Origin of the sequence: Roseinatronobacter sp. NSM (genome assembly GCF_052379845.1) — a bacterium.
Lineage (GTDB): Bacteria > Pseudomonadota > Alphaproteobacteria > Rhodobacterales > Rhodobacteraceae > Roseinatronobacter.
In genome coordinates, this window is the sequence record NZ_JBQTCF010000021.1 from 1 (window position 1) to 22390 (window position 22390).

Genomic DNA, 22390 nt, shown 5'->3' on the forward strand with positions numbered 1-22390 from the left:
CCGGAAAAGATTGAAGCCATGCACGGGAATTCGTCCAAATTATGCTATAAACAATTGAAAAATAACGAAAATAAATTCGGAAAAAATATTCGGCCTTTTCACCCTGTGCGACCCGCAGCGCCGTTTGGGCGCCGTTGGGTGATTCCCCAGGCGCGCGGCCCAACACCAACGCCATACTTGTGAGGGCCATGAACGCGTGCTAGCGGTTGGTGCCTGCTTGGGGTCTGGGAGGGACTTGAGCCGTGCTTGATTATACACATGACACGACACTGGTCATTGCGTCATTGGCGGTGGCGTTGATGGCGGGGTTTACCGGCCTTTCGCTGACGCGCGGTGCATCCGCGCTGCCCTTGGGGCAACGCAAGCTTGCTGTGGTGATGGCGGCTATTTCCCTTGGCGGGGGCATCTGGTCCATGCATTTTGTGGCCATGCTGGGCCTGCAGCTGCCGATTCCCTTCTATTATGATGCGCTGACCACCTTGATGTCAGCCCTGCTGGCTGTGCTTATGACGGGTGTGGCGCTACTGGTTGTGCATTTCGGAACCCGCACGCAGGCGCGCATTGTTCTGGCCGGCGTCGTTGTGGGTATTGGCATTCCCGCGATGCATTATATCGGCATGTCAGGCATGCAACTGTGCAGGCCGGTCTATTCGGTCGCGGGTGTGGGTGCGGCGCTGGTGATTTCGGTTGCGCTTAGCGTGGTGGCCTTTGTGATAACCTATTCCAGACGCGAGCGGCTGAATATCATCATGGGCACGCTTGGCTTCGGGCTGGCGGTGTTTGCGGTGCATTTCATTGCGATGGCGGGCACGGGATTCGTGGCGCAGGGCGGTGTATCGGGTGCAGGCCCCATCATCAGCAATTCCGCGCTGGCCTTCGGGGTGACGGTGGCGGTGTTCCTGATCTCGGGGGCGTTTTTGCTGACAGGGGTGACGTTCCTGCCCGCCCCCGTCCCCGCCAGCACGGCCCCGGCACCCGATACGGCCCCGCCACGCCCCCCCGCAATGGACCCCCTGCCCCGCGATGCCGTGAAGGTGCCCTATGAAAAGGACGGGCGCACGCAGTTCATTGACGCACAAGACATCGCCGCCATCCGCGCCGAGGGGCATTATACCTTGCTCTATGCACAGGATCAGAAGCTGTTTTGCCCATGGCCCATCACCATGGCGGAAACGCGCCTGCCTGTGGATGATTTCATACGCACCCATCGCAGCTATCTGGTGAATCGTCGCCATGTCACGGGGTTTGAACGCAAGAAGGATACCGGCGTGTGTTATTTCGACACAATGACCGCGCTGGACAAGGTGCCCGTCAGCCGCGCCCGGCTGGGACAGGTGCGCGACTTTCTGGGGCTGTAGCGCGGCCCCTGCGCGATTGCTGCAGCTGCATACGCCGTTCGTGCGCTGAATTCGCATTTCGTGCAAATGGCCGCGAAACTGGCGCGGGGGCAATCGATTGACAAAATGTCGCAGGCTAGCGTCCCGCCATGGCGGCGCAAGCTGCCCCAATTTTGGGAGGAAGACATGATACCAGCCGCGTTCGAGTATCACCGGCCATCGGAAATCGGTGCCGCACTTGACCTGTTGCAAACCCATGGCGACGAGGCCCGCGTTCTGGCCGGTGGCCACAGCCTGATTCCAATGATGAAACTGCGTATGGCCGCGATCGAACACCTGATCGATTTGCGCGACATCGCCGACCTGCGCGGCATCCATATCGATGGCACGCAGATTCGCCTTGGCGCAATGGTCACCCAGTCAGAGTTGATCACCCATGAAGAACTGGTCAGCGCCGCCCCCATCCTGCGCGAAGCGGCCTTGCAGATTGCCGACCCGCAAGTGCGCTATATGGGCACTGTGGGCGGCAATGTGGCCAATGGCGATCCGGGAAATGACATGCCCGGCCTGATGCAGGCCCTTGGCGCCGAATTTGACCTGGCAGGCCCGTCCGGCACGCGCACAGTTGCCGCGCGGGATTTTTATGAAGCCGCCTATATGACCGCGCGCGAAGATGATGAGATTCTGACCGCCATTCGCTTTGACGCCACACCGGGCGGTTACGCCTATGAAAAGCAAAAGCGCAAGATCGGGGATTATGCGACCGCCGCCGCCGCTGTGCTGATCACCCGCGCGGGCGACAGTGTTGAAACCGCGTCCGTGGCGATGACCAACCTTGCCGACACGCCCATCTGGTCGCAAGCCGCCGCTGACGCGCTGGTTGGCACGACATGCGACGCGCGCGCCATTCGTGCAGCCACCGACGCCGCGCTGGCCGATATTGACCCCACCGAAGACAACCGCGGCCCCGTTGAATTCAAACGCCATGTGGCGGGAATCATCATTTCACGCGCGATTGCCCGCGCCTGGTCGCGCGCCTGACCCGCGCCAGAAAGGAACAGCCATCATGTCCAAGACAGCCATCAAACTGAACGTCAACGGCAAGACCGAGGAACTTCTGGTCGAACCGCGCGAATTGCTGATTTATGTGTTGCGCGAAAAACTGAACCTGACCGGCCCGCATGTGGGCTGTGAAACCAGCCATTGCGGGGCCTGCACTGTGGAGATTGACGGCAAATCCGTCAAATCCTGCACCATGTTCGCCGTGCAGGCGGACGGAACGGAAATCACCACCATTGAGGGGCTAAGCACGCCCGACAATCTGCATGTTCTGCAACGCATGTTCCGCGAACATCACGGGTTGCAATGCGGCTATTGCACACCGGGCATGATTACCCGCGCCCACCGCCTGCTTCAGGAAAATCCCAACCCCACCGAAGAAGATGTGCGTTTCGGCATTGCCGGCAACCTGTGCCGCTGCACCGGATACCAGAACATCGTCAAATCCATCCTTGCCGCCGCAGCAGAAATCAACGCCGCACAGGAGGCCGCAGAATGAACGACATGACCCCGGACCGTGACGACCGTATTGCCAACCTCAAGGGGATGGGCTGCGCGCGCAAGCGCGTCGAGGATGCCCGCTTTACCCAGGGCAAGGGCAATTACGTCGATGATATCAAGCTTGCGGGCATGCTGCATGGTGACTTCGTGCGCTCCCCCTATGCACATGCGCGGGTGAAATCCATCAACGCCGAAGCGGCCCTTGCCCTGCCCGGCGTGATTGCGGTGCTGACCGCCAAGGACCTGGAGCCGCTGAACCTGCACTGGATGCCCACGCTAGCGGGCGACAAACAGATGGTTCTGGCCGATGGCAAGGTTCTGTTCCAGGGGCAGGAAGTGGCGTTTGTCGTGGCCGAAGACCGCTACATCGCCGCCGATGCCGTCGAACTGGTTGAAGTGGAATATGAAGCCCTGCCCGTTCTGACAGACCCGTTTGCCGCGCTGGAAAGTGACGTTGTCCTGCGCGAGGATCTGGCAGGGCAGGACAGCGGCGCCCATGGCCCGCGCCGCCATCACAACCACATTTTCCTGTGGGAAGAAGGCGACAAGGACGCCACCGAACAGGTGCTGGACAGCGCCGAAGTGGTGGCCGAAGAAATGGTCTATTACCACCGCACCCACCCTTGCCCGCTGGAACCTTGCGGGTCCGTGGCCAGCATGGACAAGGTGAATGGCAAACTGACCCTTTGGGGCACGTTTCAGGCCCCGCATGTGGTGCGCACAGTGGCGTCGCTGCTGTCAGGGATTGAGGAACACAATATCCGCGTCGTCTCGCCCGATATTGGCGGGGGCTTTGGCAACAAGGTGGGGGTGTATCCCGGTTACATCTGTTCCATCGTGGCCAGCATTGTCACCGGCCGCCCCGTCAAATGGGTCGAGGACCGGATGGAAAACCTGATGGCCACGGCATTTGCCCGCGATTACTGGATGCAAGGCAAGATTGCCGCCACCAAGGACGGCAAGATCACCGGCCTGTGGTGCCATGTGACCGCAGACCACGGCGCATTTGACGCCTGCGCGGACCCCACCAAGTTTCCCGCCGGTTTTTTCCATATCTGCACGGGCAGTTATGACATACCCGTGGCCTATGTGGGTGTTGACGGGGTCTATACCAACAAGGCACCGGGCGGCGTGGCCTATCGCTGTTCGTTCCGCGTGACCGAAGCGGCCTATTTCATCGAACGCATGATTGAAGTGCTGGCCATTGAACTGGGCATGGACGCGGCAGACCTGCGCGCCAAGAACTTCATCCGCGCCGACCAGTTCCCCTATACCTCGGCGTTGGGGTGGGAATATGACAGCGGGGATTATCACACGGCATGGACCAAAGCGCTGGAGGCTGTGGATTATGCGGGGCTGCGGCGCGAACAGGCCGACCGCGTGGCCGCCTTCAACCGCGGCGAAACCCGCAAGCTGATGGGCATTGGCCTGACGCATTTCACCGAAATCGTGGGCGCAGGGCCGGTCAAGAATTGCGATATTCTGGGCATGGGCATGTTTGACAGTTGCGAAATCCGCATCCACCCCACGGGCAGCGCGATTGCCCGCCTTGGAACCATTTCGCAAGGACAGGGCCACGCCACGACATTTGCACAAATTCTGGCAACTGAAATCGGCATTCCCGCCGACAGCATCACCATTGAAGAAGGCGACACGGACACGGCCCCTTATGGCCTTGGCACTTACGGGTCACGGTCCACGCCAGTGGCAGGGGCCGCCACGGCCATGGCCGGGCGCAAAATCCGCGCAAAAGCACAGATGATCGCGGCCTATCTTCTGGAAGTGCACGACAATGACGTGGAATTCGACATTGACCGTTTCGTGGTCAAGGGCGTGCCCGAACGTTTCAAAACGATGAAGGAAATTGCCTATGCGGCCTATAATCAGGCCATTCCCGGCATTGAACCGGGGCTGGAGGCCGTAAGCTACTATGACCCGCCCAACATGACCTACCCGTTCGGGGCCTATATCTGCGTCATGGAAGTGGATGTGGACACCGGCGAGCATGAAATCCGCCAGTTCTACGCGCTGGATGATTGCGGCACCCGCATCAACCCGATGGTCATCGAAGGGCAGGTGCATGGCGGCCTGACCGAAGCGCTGGCCATCGCCATGGGTCAGGAAATCGCCTATGACGACATGGGCAATTGCAAGACCGGCACCTTGATGGACTTTTTCCTGCCCACCGCATGGGAAACGCCCCATTACACCACCGACCACACGGAAACCCCGTCCCCGCATCACCCGATCGGGGCCAAGGGGGTGGGCGAAAGCCCCAATGTGGGCGGCGTGCCTGCGTTTTCCAATGCTGTGCATGATGCATTCCGCGCGTTTGGCCTGCGCCAGGCGCATATGCCCCATGACCATTGGCGCATCTGGAAAATCGCCAACCAGCTTGGCCTGCACGGCTGAAAGGACAGGGGGCGCGCGGACCACCCGCGCCCCCGTTTGACCCCATGGAAAACCCCCAACTCCTGACCGAAAAACTGCGCGCGCAGGGCTATGTCGCCCATCCCGACCTTGCCATGGCGCTGCATCTGTCGCTGACGCTGGGCCGCCCGCTGCTGCTGGAAGGGGCGGCAGGCGTGGGCAAGACCGAAATCGCGCGCGCGCTTGCTGCAATGCTGGACACCGAATTGCTGCGCCTGCAATGCTATGAAGGGCTGGACGCCGCGCAGGCCATTTATGAATGGAACTACCAGCGGCAATTGCTGTCCATCCGCGCCGCTGTGGAAGATGGCGAATCGGCCCGTCAGGCCGAATCTCGCATCTTTTCAGAAGACTACCTGCTGGAACGCCCGCTTCTGGCCGCAATCCGGCGCGAACGGCCCCCCGTGCTGCTGATTGACGAAATCGACCGCGCGGATGAGGAATTCGAGGCTTATTTGCTGGAAGTGCTGTCGGATTTTCAGATCACCATTCCCGAACTGGGCACCATCACTGCGACATCGCGCCCCCATGTCATCCTGACCGCGAACGGCACGCGCGATCTGTCAGACGCGCTGCGCAGGCGGTGCCTGTATGCCTATGTCGACTATCCCGACCGCGACACCGAACTGGCCATCCTGTCCACCCGCTGCCCTGATATTGACGCCGCCCTTGGCCGCCAGATCGTGGGGTTTGTTCAGGCCCTGCGCGCTGAAGATCTGGAAAAGAAACCCGGCATTGCCGAAATGCTGGATTTCGCCGCCGCCCTTGGCGGGCTTGGCGTCAATGATCTGGGCGCGGACGCGGCCGCATTGGCGGCGGCACTGGCCACGTTGCTGAAAACCCAATCCGACCGCGCCGCCATCCCGCCCGAAGTGGCCGCGCGCCTTGCAGGCCGCGCCGCATGAGGCGCGACCTGACCCTGAAACGCCCGTCCCGCGCCACCCGCTTTGCCGCGCGCGACCCCGGCCCCGCTGCGCGGCTGGCGGGGTTCATGGCGCATTTGCGCGGCGCGGGGTTTCATCTGGGGGTCGCGGACACAGGGCTTGCCATGGCCGCCCTTGCCGGGCTGGACGATCTGGCCCCCGAAACCGTGTGCCGCGCGCTGAAAGCGGTCTGTGCCAGCGATGCGGATCAAGTCGCGCGCTTTGACGATCTGTTCAACGCCTTCTGGCTGAATAACGGGCGCGTGCGGGCGCGCATCACGCAATCGCGCAGCACCGGCACGGACCGCCAGCGCGCGGGCCGCACAGGCTGCGGCATGGCAGGCGGCACCGGCAAGGCCCATGCCCCCGATGACGGGCAGGATGATGGCAACAGCGAAAGCGGCGGCACCGGGCGGTTGATGGCCACAGGCGTTGCCAACCTGATGCGCCGTGATTTGCGCGAACTGGTCAGCCCTGATGATATTCGCCATGCCGAAACCCTTGCCGCGCGGTTGGGCGCGGCCATCCGCGACCGCCGGTCCCGGCGCAGGCGCGCCGCACGACGCGGGCGCGGCGTGGATTTGCGCCGCACCCTGCGCGCGGCCCTGTCCACAGGCGGCGAACCCCTGCACCTGCACCGCCGCACCCGCCCTGACCGGCCCGTAAAACTGGTGGTTCTGTGCGATGTGTCGGGGTCCATGCTGGCCTATACGCGCCCCTATCTGGCGTTCATCACGGGGCTTACGCGCGCGGACCCCACCGCAGACGCCTATCTGTTTCACACGGGCCTTGTGCGCATTACCACTGCGCTGCACGATGACGACCCGCTGCGCATGCTGAACCGGCTGTCGCTTCTGGCCGAAGGGGTTGGGGGCGGGTCGCGCATCGGGGCCAATCTGGCCCTGTTCGCGCGCAGCTACGCGCGCCGGTTTGTCAACGGGCGCAGCGTGGTTATCATTCTGTCCGATGGCTATGACAGCGCCAGCCCCGAACAACTTGGCCCCGCGCTTGCGCAGCTGAAAAAGCGCGGCTGCCGTATCATCTGGCTGAACCCGCTGAAGGGGTGGCGCGACTATGCGCCAATTGCGGGCGGCATGGCCGCCGCACTGCCCCATCTGGACCTGTTCGCCCCCGCCACCACCCTGGCCGATCTGGCCCGACTGGAACCGGAGCTTGCCCGCCTATGACCCTGTCCGCCACTGCCCATGACCGCCTGAACCGCGAAATGGACCGCCTGCGCCGCGCGGGCCAGCCGTTTGCCATTGCCACAATCGTGCGCACTATTGACGCCACATCTGCCAAACCCGGCGCCAAGGCGCTGATTCTGGCCGATGGCACCCTGGCTGAAGGCTGGGTCGGCGGGGGCTGCGCGCGCGCCGCTGTCGCCCGCGCGGCGCTGGACGCGCTGCGCGACGGGCAGCCGCAATTCGTGTCCCTGCGCCCGTCCGACCTTCTGGATGCCGAAGGGGTCAGCGCCGGTGACAACCGCGACGGCATACGCTTTGCGCGCAATGACTGCCCGTCCAAAGGGTCGATGGATATTTTCGTGGAACCCGTCCTGCCCCTGCCGCAACTGGTCATTTGCGGGGCGGGGCCTGTGGCGCTGGCGCTGGCCGATCTGTCGGCGCGGTTCGACATGCACCGCACGCTATGCGCCCCCGGTGCCCTGCCCGTCCCCGCCCCTGATGTTGACACCTGCGTGGACAGTTTCGCCTTCGACACAGCGCCTGACCGCCAGCGTTTTGTTGTCATCGCAACCCAAGGCAAGGGCGATGACGCGGCTTTGCGCGCCGCGCTGGCCTGCGGGGCCGAATATGTGGCCTTCGTGGGCAGCAAGCGCAAATTCGCCACCTTATCTGCGCGCCTGCAATCCGATCATGGCATTTGCGCGCAAGCGCTGGCGCGCGTTCATGCGCCTGCAGGGCTTGACCTGCACGCCATAACCCCCGAAGAAATAGCCTTGTCGATCCTTGCACAAATCGTCGCAACCCGCCGCAAGGGGCGGCGCACATGACAACCCTGCGCAAGTTCCTGTCACGTTGCTGGCCACGGCTAAGCGCCGAACACGCCGAATTGCTGGCCAAGATCAAGTTTCCCTGCTGTTAAAACACCCAAGAAAAGAAAGAGGCACCCCATGGACCTTCAAGACGAAATCCTGATCCCGGCACCGATTGAAACCGTCTATGCCGCGCTGAACGACCCCGAAATCCTGCAAGCCAGCATTCCGGGCTGTGAAGAACTGGTCAAACATTCCGATACCGAACTGGAAGCCAAGGTCACGCTGAAAATCGGGCCGGTCAAGGCGCGGTTCGGGGGCAATGTCACCCTGAATCCCGAAGACCCGCCGCGCCGCTTCTCGTTGACAGGCGAAGGGTCAGGCGGGGCTGCGGGCTTCGCCAAGGGCGGCGCGACCGTGGAACTGGAAGAACAGCCCGACGGGCAAACCCTGCTGCGCTATGAAGCGCGCGCCGAAATTGGCGGCAAGCTGGCGCAACTGGGCAGCCGGTTGATACAGGGCACCGCCAAGAAACTGGCGACAAAATTCTTCGCTGATTTTTCCGAAGCGGTGCAGGCGCGCGAAACAAGCTGACGCCACATCCTGCGCGGCCATAACCGGCCGCGCGCCCCTGTCCTGTTTCCCCCCCGTCACGCCATTTGCGAAAATCCCGCGCGCGCCCCCGCGCGGGGCCAAAACGGGTTTCCATTTGGTCCGGTTTTGCGATAGCGATAATGCAACCTTGCCTTGTGCCCCGGTGACGCGGCGTGTTTTGCCTATGTGGCCCGCGCAGCACATATCGGGCTATGGCTACTGGACCGGTGGACCGCATGCGCGCCGCGCATATGGCCATCAGATGAAAGGACATGGATTGACAGTTCCGGCAATTGGCGCAGCAATGCTGCTGCACAACATGGACATTCTGCGCGACTGGCTTTTCGACACGGACCGCCCCATCGAGATTCAGGATTTCGTCGGCCCCGATGTCATTGCAGGCGACACAACCGCACTGGTGCAGGACTGGCAAACCGCGCTGCGGGGCCATAAGGGCGCGCGCGGCATTCACGGGCCATTCTTCGGGCTGGACCTGTCCAACCCGGACATGGACATGCGCGCCATCATTCAAGCCCGCCTGAACAAGGGGCTGGATATTGCCCATGCGCTGGGGGGGCAGTGGATGGTTGTGCATTCGCCCTTCACCTTCTGGCACAGCCTGAATTACACCAATTACCAGTTTTTGCGCGAAAGCCTGTTTGATGCTGTCGCGGATTGTCTGGACCCCGTGCTGAAACGCGCGGCGAATGCCGGTGTGACGCTGGTCGTTGAAAATATCGATGACACAGCCCCTGCCGACCGCAGCGATCTTGTTGCGCAGATCGCCCACCCCAATTTGAAACTGTCGGTGGATACCGGCCATGCCGATCTGGCGCATGCCAATTATGGCGCGCCCCCGGTTGTGGATTTTCTGAACCATGCGGGCCACAATCTGGCGCATGTCCATTTGCAGGATGTCGACGGCCATGCCGACCGCCATTGGCACCCCGGCGACGGGCGCATCAACTGGCGGCCGGTTATGGACCTGCTGGGCAAGCACCCTTCGGCGCCCCCGCTGCTGCTGGAAGTGCGCAACAACCAACACCGCTTTCCACAGACCGCCGCCTTTCTGGAAGGGCTGACCGCACGAGCGTAACGACAGCAGACAACGCGCGGGTTTGGCCTTTTGCCGACATTGGGAATGCCCCAAGGCGCGGAATCAAGGCCGCAGGCCGCCGCGCCATCGGCGGGCCGTCCCGCGGCCTGCCGATGACCTGAAGGTGTGCCAAGCGCTTGATGTCAGGAATATGTCGCCTGGATAAACTGCATTCCTATACCGTGGGATCGGCAGACCCCGGCCCGCCGATAGCGCGGGCTATGTCCAAGTGCGAAGGGCAGCTTCAGGCCCAACCCGCGCGTGGCCCACCGCCCGTCACATGCTTTACCGCACCAGCATCCGGTTGCGGCGCAACTGCCACATCACCACCAGATTGGACAACAATAATACCGCAATGACCACCGCGCCCCCCACCAGCGTCAACTCTCCGGGGTCTTCGCCCAACAAGACCCAGACCAGAATCGGCGCAAGGATGGATTCCAGCAAAATCAGCAACGTCACCTCGGCCGAGGTGATATAGCGCGGCCCCAGTGTCATCAGCGAACTGGCAAACGTGATGAACGCACCATGCCCCAGCAACAGCCACCATTGCGCCGACACCGGCCCCATGATGTCGGCAAAAGGCGCCAGCACCAGTGCAGACCCCAGCAGCGCCACCGGCAGTAACGGCATGGTGGGACGCCCGCGCAATTTGCGCAAGGCGGTCATGGCACTGGCAAAACAAAACGCCACGCCCACCGCCATCAGGTCGCCATGCCAATGCGCGCCTGCCGTTTTCTGCGACCCCGCCAGAATGATGGCCATGCCCACGAACACGCCCCCCATTGTCCACATCATGCGGCGGCTAATGATTTCGCCCAGAAAAACACGGCTCAGGATGGCCGCAAAAACCGGCATCGTGGCAATGATGAACACCACATTGGCCACACTGGTCAATGTGACCGCCAGCACAAACCCCGTGGCCGATGTGCCAAAAAATACCACATAGGTCAGCCCCGCGCTGCCACTGCACAAAACACTGGCCACCGCGCTGCGCCCTTGGGTCGCCAGCACAAACAGCATGATGAAAGCGCCCGATGTCAGGTTGCGCCAGAAGGCAATCGTCAGGCCGTCCGCATCAATCAACCGCACAAACAGGGAATCGGGCACAATGAACAGGACACCAAGGCCCGTGATCAGCAACCCTTTCAGGTGATCATTCATAAGGGCATCAAGCGCCAGCCCTGCAGCGGTGTCAACCTATCCCGGTGCACGTTCGGCCCAGCCAGCAAAAATCTTCTCCAATGCGACGACGAAATAATACAGAACAATCCCCAGAAACGCCAAGGCGATCAGCACGGCAAACATCAGCGGAAAATCCGAATTGGTGCGCCCTGAATCGAACAACGCGCCCAAACCCCGCCCATGCGGGCTGACAATCTCCATCAGATTGGTGCCAATAAACGCCAGTGTCACGGCCACTTTCAGCGCACCAAAAAATTCCGGCAGCGTTTTGGGCAACGCGATTTTCCAGAAAATCGTGGCCTGTGACGCGCCAAGGCTGCGCAGGATGTCGCGGTATTCCGGTTCCAGCGTGGACAGGCCAATGCTGACCGACACCGCAATAGGGAAGAAGGAAATCATGAAGGCCAGAAGCACTGTGTTGAAATCATGCTGCCCCACAAACATCAACGCGACAATCGGCACCACTGTGGCCTTCGGGATGGCATTGAACCCCACCAGCAACGGATACAGGGCATCGCGCATGGTGCGCGAAAACCCCATAACCATGCCCAGAAGCGTGCCAAACACCACCGCCAGAAACAGCCCCACCACTGTGCGCCACAGCGTTTGCCACCCCATCGACAGAAATAATGGCCAATGGCGTTCAAACGCAGGCGGCAGGTCGGACGGCGCGGCCATCTTGAACCGTGGCCAGCCATTGAACCATACCAGCCATTCCCAGAACAGCAGGAACACCACCACGGCAATAACCGGCACCACAAAGGCGCGAATATGCTTGTTCATGTCGTGCCCTCCTCGGCGGGGCTGCGCCCTTGGGCAATCTGGATCTGGTGGCGCAGAATATTCAACTGTTCCGCCGCCACAGGGGTATAAAGATCCTCCAGCGTGCGCGGCCCGCGTGACGGAACCTCCAGCACATATTGCGTGCGCGCCGGACGGCCCGACAGCACCACCACCTGATCGGCCAGAAAAATGGATTCGCGCAGATCATGGGTAATCAGCACGCCGGTAAACGGTTCACGTTCCTTCACGCGGTGCATGGTCTGCCACAGGTCCTCGCGGGTGAACGCATCCAGCGCGCCGAAGGGTTCATCCAGAATCAACACATCGGGCTGATGGATCAGCGCACGGCACAGGCTGGCGCGCTGGCGCATACCGCCGGACAACTCTGACGGGCGCTTGTCCTCAAACCCTTCCAGCCCGACCAGCGACAGCAGGAACCGCGCGCGATCCTCGGCCTGTTTTCTCGACAGTTTTGATGGCACAATTTCCAGCGGCAACAACACGTTTTTCAGGATCGTGCGCCATTCCAGCAGCACGGGGTTCTGAAACGCCATCCCCACAGTGGATCGCGGCCCCTTCACGCGCTCGCCATGCAGCCACACTTCGCCCTCATCAGGCTTCATCAGGCCCGCAATCAGCCGCGTCAGCGTGGATTTGCCACAGCCCGACGGGCCAACCACGGCCACGAATCCCCCTTCGGGAACGGATATTTCCAGCCCGTCCAGCACCGGCAACGGCCCGGCATCGGTCTGATAGGCGTGTTTCACGCCTTTGATTTCGATAAGAGTCTGCATCCCGCCCCCGAACATGTCCGAACCAGCGCAACCCGCGCTGCGCTGGCCGTATCCCTCAGATCAATTCAGCTTGAACCCGCCTTCGGGCAGGAACGCATCCGTGAAATAATCCGATGCATCAGGTTCGGTCTGATACTCATAGGTCAGCTTGATCTGCTCCAGCGAATTGGCAAAACGGTCAGCGTCAATAATGCCCATGCCATTCTCCAGCACCCAATCGGTCACCACCGAATCCGCCAGCGCCAGCTCCAGACGGCGCAATTCCAGCTCGCCATCCATCGCGGGGTTGCGGCTCACCAGCGCGTCAATCGCGGCGGCGGGGTCTGCAATCGTATCCACCCAGCCCTTGGCCACGGCCTCAAGGAAGCCCGACACGGCATCAGGGTTTTCCGCCGCAAAATCGGTATTGACGATGATCACATTGCCATAAAGGTCAACACCGTGATCGGCCATCAGAATAACTGTCAGGTCCTCTTCGGGCACACCCAGCCGCGCCGTGCTCAGAAACGATGTGAAGGAAAATCCCGTCACCGCATCAACAGTGCCTTCCGCCAGGGACGGCTCGCGCGTGGGGAACCCCACAGGCTCAATGGTGACCGCACTGGCATCAATGCCGGTTTCGGCCACAAAAATGGGCCATTGCGCGAAAGCGCCATCAGGGGGCGGCGCGCCCAGAATGCGCCCTTCCAGATCGGACGGGGTTTCAATCCCCAGCGACTTGCGCCCCACAATCGCAAAGGGCGGCTTGTCATAAACCATCATCGCCCCGATCACCGGCGCATCAGGGTTCTGGTCAAGGAATTTGATCAGGCTGTTGATATCGGCAAACCCTACAGGAAATGCGCCAGTGGCCACTTTGGGAATGGCATCCAGACTGCCCTGCCCCGCGGTCACTTCCACCTCCAGGCCCGCATCCGCAAAATAGCCCTTGTCGATGGCCACAAAATAAGGCGCCGACGGCCCCTCGAACCGCCAGTCCAGTGCGAATGGCATGCTTGTCTGCGCATGCGCGGAAACCGCAACGACCCCAAGGCCGATTGCAGCACTCATAGTGCGGTGGAACATCCAGAACCCTCCTGTTGATCTTACGTCTTTTGCGTAAGTGGTGTTTGCCAAAGTGTCATGGCACGGCTGCAGCCGCCCGCGCGCACCCCACCACATTGCCGCATTCTTGGGCATCTTCGGAATGGATGCAAGAAAATTGATCACATAGAAAATCACCCGCAGCCCGCGCATTGCCGCGTCACACTGCTTTCATTCTGGCAAAAATATCCACCGGGGTTTCTGAAGGGGGGCGTGCCCCCCTTCAGGCAGGGGGTTTGGGGGGCAGCTGCCCCCCAAGCCACCCTCGGGATACTGAACGCCGCGCGCGCAGCCATCCCCCTGCGCCGCCAAGCAGCACCCCCAACAAGGCAGGCAGCACAAAAACCGACAGCATTATCGCCATTCCCAGCCCCCCCATCTGCCCCGCATGGCCGCGCAGCGACACAAACATCCCGGCCACGGCCAGCACATGGCCCAGCACAACTGCCCCGAAGGCCCGCCGCCAGCCATTGCGCAGCAGCACATAGCCCAGCACCGCGCCCGCGAAGACCGCCGCCGCCATGAACAGATAGATGCGCGCTTCCGGTCCCATCAGGCCGCTTTCGCCTGCAGGCGTGGCAACAATGCATGCGCCCAGCCCGAAATCGTCCCCGCCCCAAGGCACACCACCATATCGCCCTTGCCGGCATGCGCGCGCACCAGCGCTTCCAGATCATCCTCTGTGGTCACCGCAAACGCTGCGCGATGTCCATGCGCGGCCAGCCCTGTCAGCAAATCATCACGGCTGGCCCCTGCAATCGGGTCTTCACCGGCGGCATAGACCGGCGCAATCCCTACCACATCGGCTTCATTGAAGCAGGTGCAGAAATCCTCGAACAGGCTCGACAGGCGCGAATAGCGGTGCGGCTGGTGCACCGCAATCACGCGCCCCTGTCCGCCCAGCGCCTGCCGCGCCGCGCGCAGCACGGCAGCAATTTCAACCGGGTGATGGCCGTAATCGTCAATGATGGTCACGCCCCCCACTTCGCCCACACGGGTAAAGCGGCGGTTCACGCCCCCGAAACCGGCAAGTGCCGCGCGAATTTCCGCGCCATTCATCCCCAGATGGCGCGCCGCGGCCACAGCAGCCAGCGCATTGGACACATTATGGTCGCCGGGCATGGGCAGGCTGCACCCTTCAATCACGCGCCCTTCATCCTGATACGCAATATCGAAATGCGCGACGCCCTTTTCATAGCGCAGGTTGATCGCGCGAATATCGGCCTGCGCATTGAACCCGAAGGTCACCACACGCCGGTCGGTGATCTTGGCAACCAGCGCCTGCACTTCGGCATGATCGGTGCAGCAGATGGCCAGCCCGTAAAACGGTATGCCTTCGACAAAATTCAGGAACCCGCGGCGCAGCGCATCGAAACTGCCCCAATGTTCCATATGTTCGGGGTCAATATTCGTGACAATCGCAATGGTTGCAGGCAGCCGGTTGAACGACCCGTCGGATTCGTCAGCTTCAACCACCATCCATTCGCCCGCGCCTGCGCGCGCATTGGACCCGTAGGCATGGATCACGCCCCCGTTTATCACTGTGGGGTCCAGCCCGCCACGGTCCAGAAGCGTGGCCACCATGGTGGTGGTGGTGGTCTTGCCATGCGTGCCCGCCACTGCGATGTTGGACCGCAGGCGCATCAGTTCCGCCAGCATTTCAGCGCGGCGCACCACTGGCAGGCCCGCGCGGCGCGCCGCCGCCAGTTCGGGGTTGTCGGGCTTGATGGCCGTGGACACCACAATCACTTCGGCATCGGCCACATTTTCGGCGCGCTGGCCAATGAAGATTTCCGCGCCCAGTTCGGCCAGCCGGTCGGTTATGGCCGTGGCCTTCAGGTCGGACCCCTGCACGCGGTAGCCATGTGTCATCAGCACTTCTGCAATGCCCGACATGCCAATGCCCCCGATCCCGATAAAATGGATCGGGCCAATATCGGTTGGCAGTTTTGTGGCGGGGCTCATGGCTTTTCCTTTCGGGCAAGGGCTTCGACCAGTTCTACCAGATGCTCGGTCGCATCTGCACGACCTGCCGACAGCGCGGCGCGCGCCATGGCTTCGGCCGCTTTGGGGTTGGACAGGATTGACATCAGGCTTTCGGTCACTGCGCCCGCATTGAAGTGCGTTTCAGGAAACACCACGGCCGCATCCACCCGCGACAGCATTTTGGCATTTGCCGCCTGATGGTTGCCTGTGGCCGCCGCATAGGGCACCAGCACGCTGGGTCGGCCAATCACGGAAATATCGGCAACCGACGACGCGCCCGCACGGCTGATGACAAGCTGGCATTCCGACAGGCGGCGGGGAATATCCCCGAAAAACGGCGCAACCTCGGCACGCACACCGCCCGCTTCATAGGCGGCAATCACGCGCGCAATATCTTCTTCGCGGGCCTGATGGGCCACTGTCAGGTTGCGCTTCAGCGCGTCAGGCAGGGCGGCAATGGCAGCGGGCACCACATCTGACAGGATGCGCGCGCCTTGTGATCCGCCAATCACCAGCAGGTCCATGGGGTAATCGCCGGGCGCAATATAGCCTGCGCCCGCGCGGTCGCGCACGTCAGCGCGCACGGGATTTCCGGTAAACACCGCCTCCACCCCGTCGGCGCCCTGAACAGGCCATGTCCCACAGGCCAGCGCAGTGACCCGCTTTGCAAAAAACGCGTTCACCTGCCCCAGAACACCGTTTTGTTCATGGATCATGCGCGGCACACGCAGCACCACCGCCGCCGCCAATGCAGGCACCGACGGATAGCCGCCAAACCCCACAACCACGCGCGGCCGGTCCAGCACCATGCCCGCCACCGCGCGCAATATACCAAGGCCCAGCCGCAATGGAACCAGCACCCTGGCCGCAAGCCCGCCGCGCGCGAAGGTCGCGGCGCTGACTGTGTCAACCCGCACCGCCTGTGGAAACCCGCCCGCATAGCGCGCGCCGCGCGCATCGGTGGACAGCTTCACCCGCCAGCCCCGCGCCAGCAGCGCTTCGGCCAGCGCCTGTGCGGGGAACATATGCCCGCCAGTGCCCCCGGCAGCAATCAGAACAAGCGGTGGTTTGGCCATATCAGCCCCCTGACCCCAGCCCACGACGCGACAGGATTTCGCCGATCTCGCCCTGCGGTCTGGTGCGTGTGAATGCCAGCAACATACCAATTGCCATCCCTGTCGCAAGCAGCGACGACCCGCCATAGGATACAAACGGCAAAGTCATCCCCTTGGATGGCAGCAGGCGCACGGCAACGCCCATATTGATCATGGCCTGAATGGAAAATACCGCAACAATGCCCGTCCCCGCAAGGCGGATGAACACATCGCGTTCCCGCATCAGCCGGAACAATGACCGCAGCAGGATCATGGCGTATAGCCCGATAATGAACAACACCAGAATAAACCCGTATTCTTCGGCAGCCACCGCGATGATAAAATCGGTATGCGCATCGGGCAAGGACCATTTCACGCGCCCTTCGCCCACACCTGCGCCGAAAAACCCGCCTTCCGATATGGCGTTTTGCGCATAGCCCATCTGGGTGCGCGGGTCCACGTCAGGGGCCAGAAACCCGTCAATGCGGCGTGCAAAATGTTCGGATGAAGTATAGGCCGCCCAGCCCCCCGCAACCACCAGCCCCGCAAACCCCACCAACAGCACCATGGGCGCACCGGCCACGAAATACATGATCATCCAGCCTGCCGCGATCAGCGCGGCCTGTCCGAAATCCGGCTGAAGCGCCAGCATTGCCACCACCAGAAACGTGAATCCGAAGGACAATGCGCGCCCCGGCGGGCCATTGAGGTCTTGCGATGATGCCATAAGCCATGCGGCAAACACCGCCAGCATGGGCTTCAAAAACTCGGACGGTTGGAACGACCCGAAGCCAAGGCTGAACCACCGCGTGGCCCCCTTGCCGAAATCCGTGCCGAAAAACGGCAGCAACATCAGCGCCAGCAAACTGGCGAAAAACCCCACCACAGCGAAACGGCGTATGCGTTCGGGCGAACACATGGACAGGCCCAGCATGGCCACCAGACCCAGAATACCGAAAAACACCTGTCGCTGGACATAGTAGAACGGCGGCAACCCGTTACGCGTGGCCAGTGGCGGCGATGCCGCAAGCCCCAGAAGCAGCCCCACCGCCATAAGCAACAAAACCCCTGTCAGGGTCATCTTGTCGATTGTGCGCCACCAGCGTGGAAGGATAGGGTCCACCACGCGCATGGGCGCGGTGCCATAGACCATTTCTGTCATGCGACTGCCTCGATAGAACCGCGAATTGCCTGTATAGTGCCTGCTTGCGCCCGATTTGTCGGGTCTGTGGGCGCAAGTCTAACCCGAACGCGTGTTTCAATCCAGCACAAACACGCGCCGCCGCGTCACAGCCGCGTGCGTCAAACAGGTGAAAACCGGTCCCCTGCTGCAACTAGGGCTTGAACGGCGCACCACACAGGCCCACAAGGAAGCAAGGATTGAAAGCACGTTTTTATGCAGATCAGAAGGCATATTCAGGACATATGGCTGCAGGTATTTCCGCCGCCCCCCTTTGACATGCGCGATGATTTGCCCGTGCCGCCCCTGCCGCGGGGCGGACCGGCGCAAACCAAGGCCGCGCTGGATGCCTATCTGGATGTTCTGCTGGCAGATATTGCCAATTATGCGCCCGCCGCTGTGCCCTCGCTGATTGTCACAGGCGCCATGCGCTGCGGCAAGACGCTGGTGGCGCGCAGGGTCGCGCGGCGCAACGGGATGTATCATGTGCCCGGTGACAGGCTGCGCAAGGCAACCTTCCGAAACAGTGACGAAGCCACGAAACAGCGCGTCATCAAGTATATCAGCAAACGCCTGCTTCTGGCCCATCCAACGGGGTTGGTTCTGGACAGCACCATTTTTCTGGATCGCGGCGTCACAGTGCCCCATTGGGCCAGCACGCGTGGCATTCCCTGCGTGGCCATCGGCTATGCGCAAGATAACCCCGCGCGCAAGGCCCAAAGCATGATCGCCTTTCGCAAAACTGCCAAGTGCTGGACATCGCGCAGCAAATCAGATGCGGATATGCACAAACTTGCGCGCCAGATCATCTGGCGCAGCAAGGAAATCAAGGCCGTGTGCGCCACACAGGGCTGGCCCTATTTCGATCTGGAAGCCGCCGCATTCAGCCGCGAAAAGCGCCGGGTGGTCTATGCCATTGAAACGCTGCTGCACCATGGGCGCACTGCCCCGTGATTGCGGGTGTTTCTGGCCTGAAGCCGCCCTAAGCGCTTGGAGAAAGCCCGCGCTGTCGGCGGGCCGGGGTCTGCCGATCCGACGCCAGTGAAGTTCACTTTATGCAGGCGGCATACTCCGACTTTCAAGGCTTGGCGCGCCTTCAGGGCATCGGCAGGCCGCAGGACGGCCCGCCGATGGCGCGGCGGCCTGCGGCCTTTGCTCCGCGCCTTGGGGCAGTCCCAATGACCGCTTCAGGCCAAATTAGCCAGCCCGCAGTTCCATCTGACAGGATACCGCTATAGCGGGCGGTCCACGCGCATGGTGACAATCGCGCGCCCCCGTGTGGCCACCGGCCATTGCAACCGCGCCTGATTGCTGTCGGGCCCCTGATTGACCTGCACATAGGGCGCATCATAGCGGATTGCATCGCTGCTATCGCGCGCGGCCTCTTCCATGACCACCGATGTTACCGTGCGCACGCGCCCGCCAAAGGGCATTTTGTCGCCTGAACCAATGGTCCAGCTGGTGGCTGCGGTGTTTTGTTCATGAATGATGACCGCCGGGCTTTCGGTCGGAAAATCCACGCCATTGAAGCTGTTGTCCTGAAACAGCACATTGCGGAAACGGTTGTATTCCAACCCCGCAAAGGTTGTGTCCACGGCCTCTACACGGTCAATGGCATTGCCCGACAGGCGAAAGACATTGCCCTGCACCACCAGCCCCTGAATGAAATGCCCCGCGCCATAAGGCTTGAACACGATATAGCGAAACCACGGGGCCACGCTGATGGCAAAGAAAATATTGCCCGTCACCGTCAGCCCCCCGAAGGAAAAGCCACTGCTGTGGTCGGGGTATGGGTCATGTTCATTGGTCATTTCAATGAAACAATTGTCAATGTAATTGCCCGTCACGGTGGTTTTGACATTGCCCGCGCTTAGCACAAGCCCTGCCTGGCGTATGCCCGCTGCAGTGGTGTCGCCCTGGAAGAAATGGTTACCGCTGACAATATGGCCACTGCCCGCCATCACCCCGAAATGCGCCCATAGCACCACGCGGTTATTGCGTATCTTGGCGTCATTGTTGTTGACGTTGAACGCAATAACAGTGCGATCCTGGGAATTCAGCGGCATTTGCGAACTGCTGAACTGGCAATTGTCGATCATCAACCCCTGACAAGCCACCCCAATGGACGTGATGGCGCGGTCGCGCGGGCGGTTGAAATCACATTGATGGAAGCGGAAAATGCGCCCCCCTTCGGCCAGCATGACCGCTGATGCACGCCCCCGGCAGATGAATTCCAGATTATGGAATTCAAAATTGCGCAGGCTGGAAAAGCCTGAGAAATCCAGCCCGTAGCGGTAGCGTTCAAAGGTGAAGTCCTGCGTCATCGCGCCCCCGTGCAGCGGCAGGCTAAGCGTCAGCGTGCCCGCCGCCACATTGCGCGACCGCACATAAACTTCGCGGCCCACGCCCACGCCACTGACGCGCGCGCCCACCGGAATGGCTGCCACATTGCTGATACCGCTTAGCAGTAGCGGGCTGGTGGGGGTATAGGTCGCAACTGCGGTTACGGTTTCGGTCGCCCAAGCGGGGTTGTCGATGAAATCAAGCTGCCCATCCGCCAGCACCCTGCGGCGCGATGTATCGTCATAGCCTGCCAGCGCGAACACATCGACAGGGCCTGTCAGCGGCACGCGCCGCCCCTTCAGGTTGAATTCCATATGTTCATTGCTATGAAACAGCGCCTGCAGCCCTTTGCGAAAGCCCGCCTCGGCGGTGCCGAAGGCCGCTTCATAACCTGTCAGGTCGAAATTTTGCTGCAGGATCAGCACAGTCTGGGGGTCCATGGCCAGCGTGCCGCGAAACACCGCAGGCATGGGGATCGTCAGGTCGTCGCCAATGGCAAACACCCCTTCGGACACCAGCAGGCTTCGCCCGTTTGCCGCCGCCATGGCCGCCAGAAACGCCGCGCGATCATCGCTGACCCCATCGCCCTGCGCGCCGAAATCGCGCACATCGACAAGGCCCAGCAGGTCGCGGGTATACAGGGCGGTAATATCTTCGATGATCAGGTCGTCAATGCGCACCACCCCGCCGGTGGGTCCGGTCAGGTCCAGTCCCAGATGCGCGATGCTTACCGATAGCGGCCAGACCATGTCCACAGACGGGCGCGCCCCTGTGCCGATAATGGCCTGCACTTCGACAATCTGGCCAAAGGTGGTCAGCGTGGTTTGCGCGCCAGTGGTGGTCAGGCCGGTAATTTCGGTGCCGCCACTGTTCCCCGCCCATGCGGCGATGCGCACATTTGGCATGACCCCGGCCATGGCCTTGATGCGCGCGCGCACCCGCAAGTAGCTTCCGGGCAGGATTGGCACTTCGCCCCTCCAGCGCAGGCGCGTTGTGGCACTGATTTTCTGCACCTCCAGTGCGCCGCCGAAATCGGGGTCGGCGGGCACGAAGGCGGCGAAAGCGGCCGCGTCATAGGTGGGTGTTCCGGGGCGGCCTGTGGTTTGTGACCACTGGTCCAGACCTGCCGAGAACGGCGGGGGCGTGATTGCCTGCGGGTTGGTAACGGCCAGGTTCATGAAAGACCCTTTCTTGTCAGTCGATGTGCTGCAATCGGATGACAGGGCAGGGTGTCGTTCTGCCTGACCAATCATCCGGACAGCGCAGACTGTATCAAGGGTGCGTTAAATCACGTTGAGGGCAGCGTGCGCTGCTTCTGTGGGGCAAGGCGTGGTTGGCCTGAAGGGGACGTTGGCACTTGGATGAAGCCCGCGCTGTCGGTGGGCCGGGGTCTGCCGATCCAGCGTTATAGGGATGCAGTTTATCCACGCGGCATATTCCTGACATCAAGCGCTTGGCACGCCTTCAGGTCATCGGCAGGCCGCGGGACGGCCCGCCGATGGCGCGGCGGCCTGCGGCCTTGATTCCGCGCCTTGGGTGACAGCTTCAGGCCATGCGCCCCCCCCCCCGCATCAGACCCCCCTTTCAGCGGCCCTTAGCAACTGCACGCCGTCAATTTGCCAGCCGTCACCCGCTGGCACCATCTGATAGGCCAGAAAGTGCAACCGCCCCTGCGCATCGCGGATCATGACACGCTGAACCACACCGGCGGGGGTTTGGGACTGCTCCAGCATGGTGACTTCTTCAGGGCGATAGACCATCGGATAGCCGTCCTGCACCATCGCGCCAAAACGCTGCGGTGTTCCGAACAGGCGTTTTATATCGGGGCTGGCATAGCTGAAGGCGCGGTCAAAATCATCGGCCTGAAGTGCTGCAATCTGGTTTTCGATAATCTGGCGTATACCGGCAACGTCTTGTGCCTGCGCGGTGGTGACCACCAGCACAAGACCCATGGCCGCAAACAAGGCCCGCATGGTGTTTCCCTTTCACGACAGGATTTTCATCCT

The 22390-nt window shown here is 61.8% G+C and carries 21 protein-coding genes; 10 read left to right on the plus strand and 11 right to left on the minus strand.

The features are described from left to right. On the minus strand, positions 1-190 hold a 190-nt coding region (locus ACTZWY_RS12190; protein ID WP_444790989.1), incomplete at its 3' end, for a hypothetical protein. Between the two features lie 52 nt (positions 191-242). On the opposite strand from ACTZWY_RS12190, the gene ACTZWY_RS12195 reads away from it, so the two are divergent. The 9 genes from ACTZWY_RS12195 (at position 243) to ACTZWY_RS12235 (ending at position 9936) form a co-directional block, all read left to right on the plus strand. Further along, positions 243-1358 (plus strand): MHYT domain-containing protein, encoded by a 1116-nt coding sequence (locus tag ACTZWY_RS12195; RefSeq protein WP_444790990.1) that lies wholly within the window; start codon positions 243-245, stop codon positions 1356-1358. Between the two features lie 165 nt (positions 1359-1523). Further along, positions 1524-2378 carry an FAD binding domain-containing protein gene (locus ACTZWY_RS12200; RefSeq protein ID WP_444790991.1) on the plus strand — a complete coding sequence of 285 codons (855 nt, stop codon included), beginning with the start codon at positions 1524-1526 and terminating at the stop codon, positions 2376-2378. 25 nt (positions 2379-2403) lie between these two features. Beyond that, positions 2404-2895, plus strand: a complete 492-nt coding sequence (locus ACTZWY_RS12205; RefSeq protein ID WP_444790992.1) for a (2Fe-2S)-binding protein — start codon at positions 2404-2406, stop codon at positions 2893-2895. Next, on the plus strand, positions 2892-5309 hold the full coding sequence (locus tag ACTZWY_RS12210) for an aerobic carbon-monoxide dehydrogenase large subunit (RefSeq protein WP_444790993.1): 2418 nt from the start codon (positions 2892-2894) through the stop codon (positions 5307-5309). Before ACTZWY_RS12205 ends, ACTZWY_RS12210 begins: the two co-directional genes overlap by 4 nt. 44 nt (positions 5310-5353) lie before the next feature. Further along, entirely contained in the window at positions 5354-6232 is an 879-nt protein-coding gene (locus ACTZWY_RS12215) for an AAA family ATPase (protein WP_444790994.1), read from the plus strand. Beyond that, positions 6229-7437 (plus strand): vWA domain-containing protein, encoded by a 1209-nt coding sequence (locus ACTZWY_RS12220; protein ID WP_444790995.1) that lies wholly within the window; start codon positions 6229-6231, stop codon positions 7435-7437. Before ACTZWY_RS12215 ends, ACTZWY_RS12220 begins: the two co-directional genes overlap by 4 nt. Next, positions 7434-8264 (plus strand): XdhC family protein, encoded by an 831-nt coding sequence (locus tag ACTZWY_RS12225; protein WP_444790996.1) that lies wholly within the window; start codon positions 7434-7436, stop codon positions 8262-8264. The genes ACTZWY_RS12220 and ACTZWY_RS12225 overlap by 4 nt, the downstream gene beginning before the upstream one ends. A gap of 120 nt (positions 8265-8384) precedes the next feature. Then, positions 8385-8840 carry a CoxG family protein gene (locus ACTZWY_RS12230; protein ID WP_444790997.1) on the plus strand — a complete coding sequence of 152 codons (456 nt, stop codon included), beginning with the start codon at positions 8385-8387 and terminating at the stop codon, positions 8838-8840. Positions 8841-9117: 277 nt separating this feature from the next. Continuing rightward, positions 9118-9936, plus strand: coding sequence for a sugar phosphate isomerase/epimerase family protein (locus ACTZWY_RS12235; protein WP_444790998.1), 819 nt, complete (start codon positions 9118-9120; stop codon positions 9934-9936). A 285-nt stretch (positions 9937-10221) separates the two neighbouring features. Here the strand turns inward: ACTZWY_RS12235 and ACTZWY_RS12240 are convergent, their stop codons facing one another. From ACTZWY_RS12240 to ftsW, 8 genes are all read right to left on the minus strand, one after another. After that, the gene (locus ACTZWY_RS12240; RefSeq protein WP_444790999.1) at positions 10222-11100 is read right to left on the minus strand and encodes a DMT family transporter; all 879 of its coding nucleotides are present in this window, start codon (positions 11098-11100) and stop codon (positions 10222-10224) included. Between the two features lie 36 nt (positions 11101-11136). Further along, the gene (locus ACTZWY_RS12245) at positions 11137-11904 is read right to left on the minus strand and encodes an ABC transporter permease (protein WP_444791000.1); all 768 of its coding nucleotides are present in this window, start codon (positions 11902-11904) and stop codon (positions 11137-11139) included. After that, positions 11901-12698: an ABC transporter ATP-binding protein gene (locus ACTZWY_RS12250; RefSeq protein WP_444791001.1), complete on the minus strand. Its 798-nt coding sequence runs from the start codon at positions 12696-12698 to the stop codon at positions 11901-11903. The genes ACTZWY_RS12245 and ACTZWY_RS12250 overlap by 4 nt, the downstream gene beginning before the upstream one ends. 60 nt (positions 12699-12758) lie before the next feature. Continuing rightward, entirely contained in the window at positions 12759-13763 is a 1005-nt protein-coding gene (locus tag ACTZWY_RS12255) for an ABC transporter substrate-binding protein (protein ID WP_444791002.1), read from the minus strand. Between the two features lie 241 nt (positions 13764-14004). Beyond that, complete coding sequence (locus ACTZWY_RS12260) at positions 14005-14334, minus strand: hypothetical protein (RefSeq protein WP_444791003.1); 330 nt, start codon at positions 14332-14334, stop codon at positions 14005-14007. Continuing rightward, positions 14334-15746, minus strand: a complete 1413-nt coding sequence (gene murC / locus ACTZWY_RS12265; protein ID WP_444791004.1) for a UDP-N-acetylmuramate--L-alanine ligase — start codon at positions 15744-15746, stop codon at positions 14334-14336. The genes ACTZWY_RS12260 and murC overlap by 1 nt, the downstream gene beginning before the upstream one ends. Next, positions 15743-16843, minus strand: a complete 1101-nt coding sequence (locus tag ACTZWY_RS12270; protein ID WP_444791005.1) for a UDP-N-acetylglucosamine--N-acetylmuramyl-(pentapeptide) pyrophosphoryl-undecaprenol N-acetylglucosamine transferase — start codon at positions 16841-16843, stop codon at positions 15743-15745. Before ACTZWY_RS12270 ends, murC begins: the two co-directional genes overlap by 4 nt. Before the next feature lies 1 nt (position 16844). After that, positions 16845-18023: a putative lipid II flippase FtsW gene (gene ftsW, locus ACTZWY_RS12275; protein WP_444791006.1), complete on the minus strand. Its 1179-nt coding sequence runs from the start codon at positions 18021-18023 to the stop codon at positions 16845-16847. A gap of 234 nt (positions 18024-18257) precedes the next feature. On the opposite strand from ftsW, the gene ACTZWY_RS12280 reads away from it, so the two are divergent. Then, positions 18258-18995 carry a hypothetical protein gene (locus tag ACTZWY_RS12280; protein ID WP_444791007.1) on the plus strand — a complete coding sequence of 246 codons (738 nt, stop codon included), beginning with the start codon at positions 18258-18260 and terminating at the stop codon, positions 18993-18995. A gap of 278 nt (positions 18996-19273) precedes the next feature. Here the strand turns inward: ACTZWY_RS12280 and ACTZWY_RS12285 are convergent, their stop codons facing one another. Both ACTZWY_RS12285 and ACTZWY_RS12290 read right to left on the minus strand, forming a co-directional pair. Beyond that, entirely contained in the window at positions 19274-21562 is a 2289-nt protein-coding gene (locus ACTZWY_RS12285) for a right-handed parallel beta-helix repeat-containing protein (protein ID WP_444791008.1), read from the minus strand. Positions 21563-21955: 393 nt separating this feature from the next. After that, on the minus strand, positions 21956-22357 hold the full coding sequence (locus ACTZWY_RS12290; RefSeq protein ID WP_444791009.1) for a DUF4864 domain-containing protein: 402 nt from the start codon (positions 22355-22357) through the stop codon (positions 21956-21958). Positions 22358-22390 lie beyond the last annotated feature (33 nt).

What these genes read in the sequence shown, in the direction of transcription:
- ACTZWY_RS12200 (WP_444790991.1), top strand. Translation starts at nt 1,524, where the DNA reads ATGATACCAGCCGCGTTCGAGTATCACCGGCCATCGGAAATCGGTGCC.
- ACTZWY_RS12205 (WP_444790992.1), top strand. Translation starts at nt 2,404, where the DNA reads ATGTCCAAGACAGCCATCAAACTGAACGTCAACGGCAAGACCGAGGAA.
- ACTZWY_RS12210 (WP_444790993.1), top strand. Translation starts at nt 2,892, where the DNA reads ATGAACGACATGACCCCGGACCGTGACGACCGTATTGCCAACCTCAAG.
- ACTZWY_RS12215 (WP_444790994.1), top strand. Translation starts at nt 5,354, where the DNA reads ATGGAAAACCCCCAACTCCTGACCGAAAAACTGCGCGCGCAGGGCTAT.
- ACTZWY_RS12220 (WP_444790995.1), top strand. Translation starts at nt 6,229, where the DNA reads ATGAGGCGCGACCTGACCCTGAAACGCCCGTCCCGCGCCACCCGCTTT.
- ACTZWY_RS12225 (WP_444790996.1), top strand. Translation starts at nt 7,434, where the DNA reads ATGACCCTGTCCGCCACTGCCCATGACCGCCTGAACCGCGAAATGGAC.
- ACTZWY_RS12230 (WP_444790997.1), top strand. Translation starts at nt 8,385, where the DNA reads ATGGACCTTCAAGACGAAATCCTGATCCCGGCACCGATTGAAACCGTC.
- ACTZWY_RS12240 (WP_444790999.1), bottom strand. Translation starts at nt 11,100, where the DNA reads ATGAATGATCACCTGAAAGGGTTGCTGATCACGGGCCTTGGTGTCCTG.
- ACTZWY_RS12245 (WP_444791000.1), bottom strand. Translation starts at nt 11,904, where the DNA reads ATGAACAAGCATATTCGCGCCTTTGTGGTGCCGGTTATTGCCGTGGTG.
- ACTZWY_RS12250 (WP_444791001.1), bottom strand. Translation starts at nt 12,698, where the DNA reads ATGCAGACTCTTATCGAAATCAAAGGCGTGAAACACGCCTATCAGACC.
- ACTZWY_RS12255 (WP_444791002.1), bottom strand. Translation starts at nt 13,763, where the DNA reads ATGTTCCACCGCACTATGAGTGCTGCAATCGGCCTTGGGGTCGTTGCG.
- ACTZWY_RS12260 (WP_444791003.1), bottom strand. Translation starts at nt 14,334, where the DNA reads ATGGGACCGGAAGCGCGCATCTATCTGTTCATGGCGGCGGCGGTCTTC.
- murC (WP_444791004.1), bottom strand. Translation starts at nt 15,746, where the DNA reads ATGAGCCCCGCCACAAAACTGCCAACCGATATTGGCCCGATCCATTTT.
- ACTZWY_RS12270 (WP_444791005.1), bottom strand. Translation starts at nt 16,843, where the DNA reads ATGGCCAAACCACCGCTTGTTCTGATTGCTGCCGGGGGCACTGGCGGG.
- ftsW (WP_444791006.1), bottom strand. Translation starts at nt 18,023, where the DNA reads ATGACAGAAATGGTCTATGGCACCGCGCCCATGCGCGTGGTGGACCCT.
- ACTZWY_RS12280 (WP_444791007.1), top strand. Translation starts at nt 18,258, where the DNA reads ATGCAGATCAGAAGGCATATTCAGGACATATGGCTGCAGGTATTTCCG.
- ACTZWY_RS12285 (WP_444791008.1), bottom strand. Translation starts at nt 21,562, where the DNA reads ATGAACCTGGCCGTTACCAACCCGCAGGCAATCACGCCCCCGCCGTTC.
- ACTZWY_RS12290 (WP_444791009.1), bottom strand. Translation starts at nt 22,357, where the DNA reads ATGCGGGCCTTGTTTGCGGCCATGGGTCTTGTGCTGGTGGTCACCACC.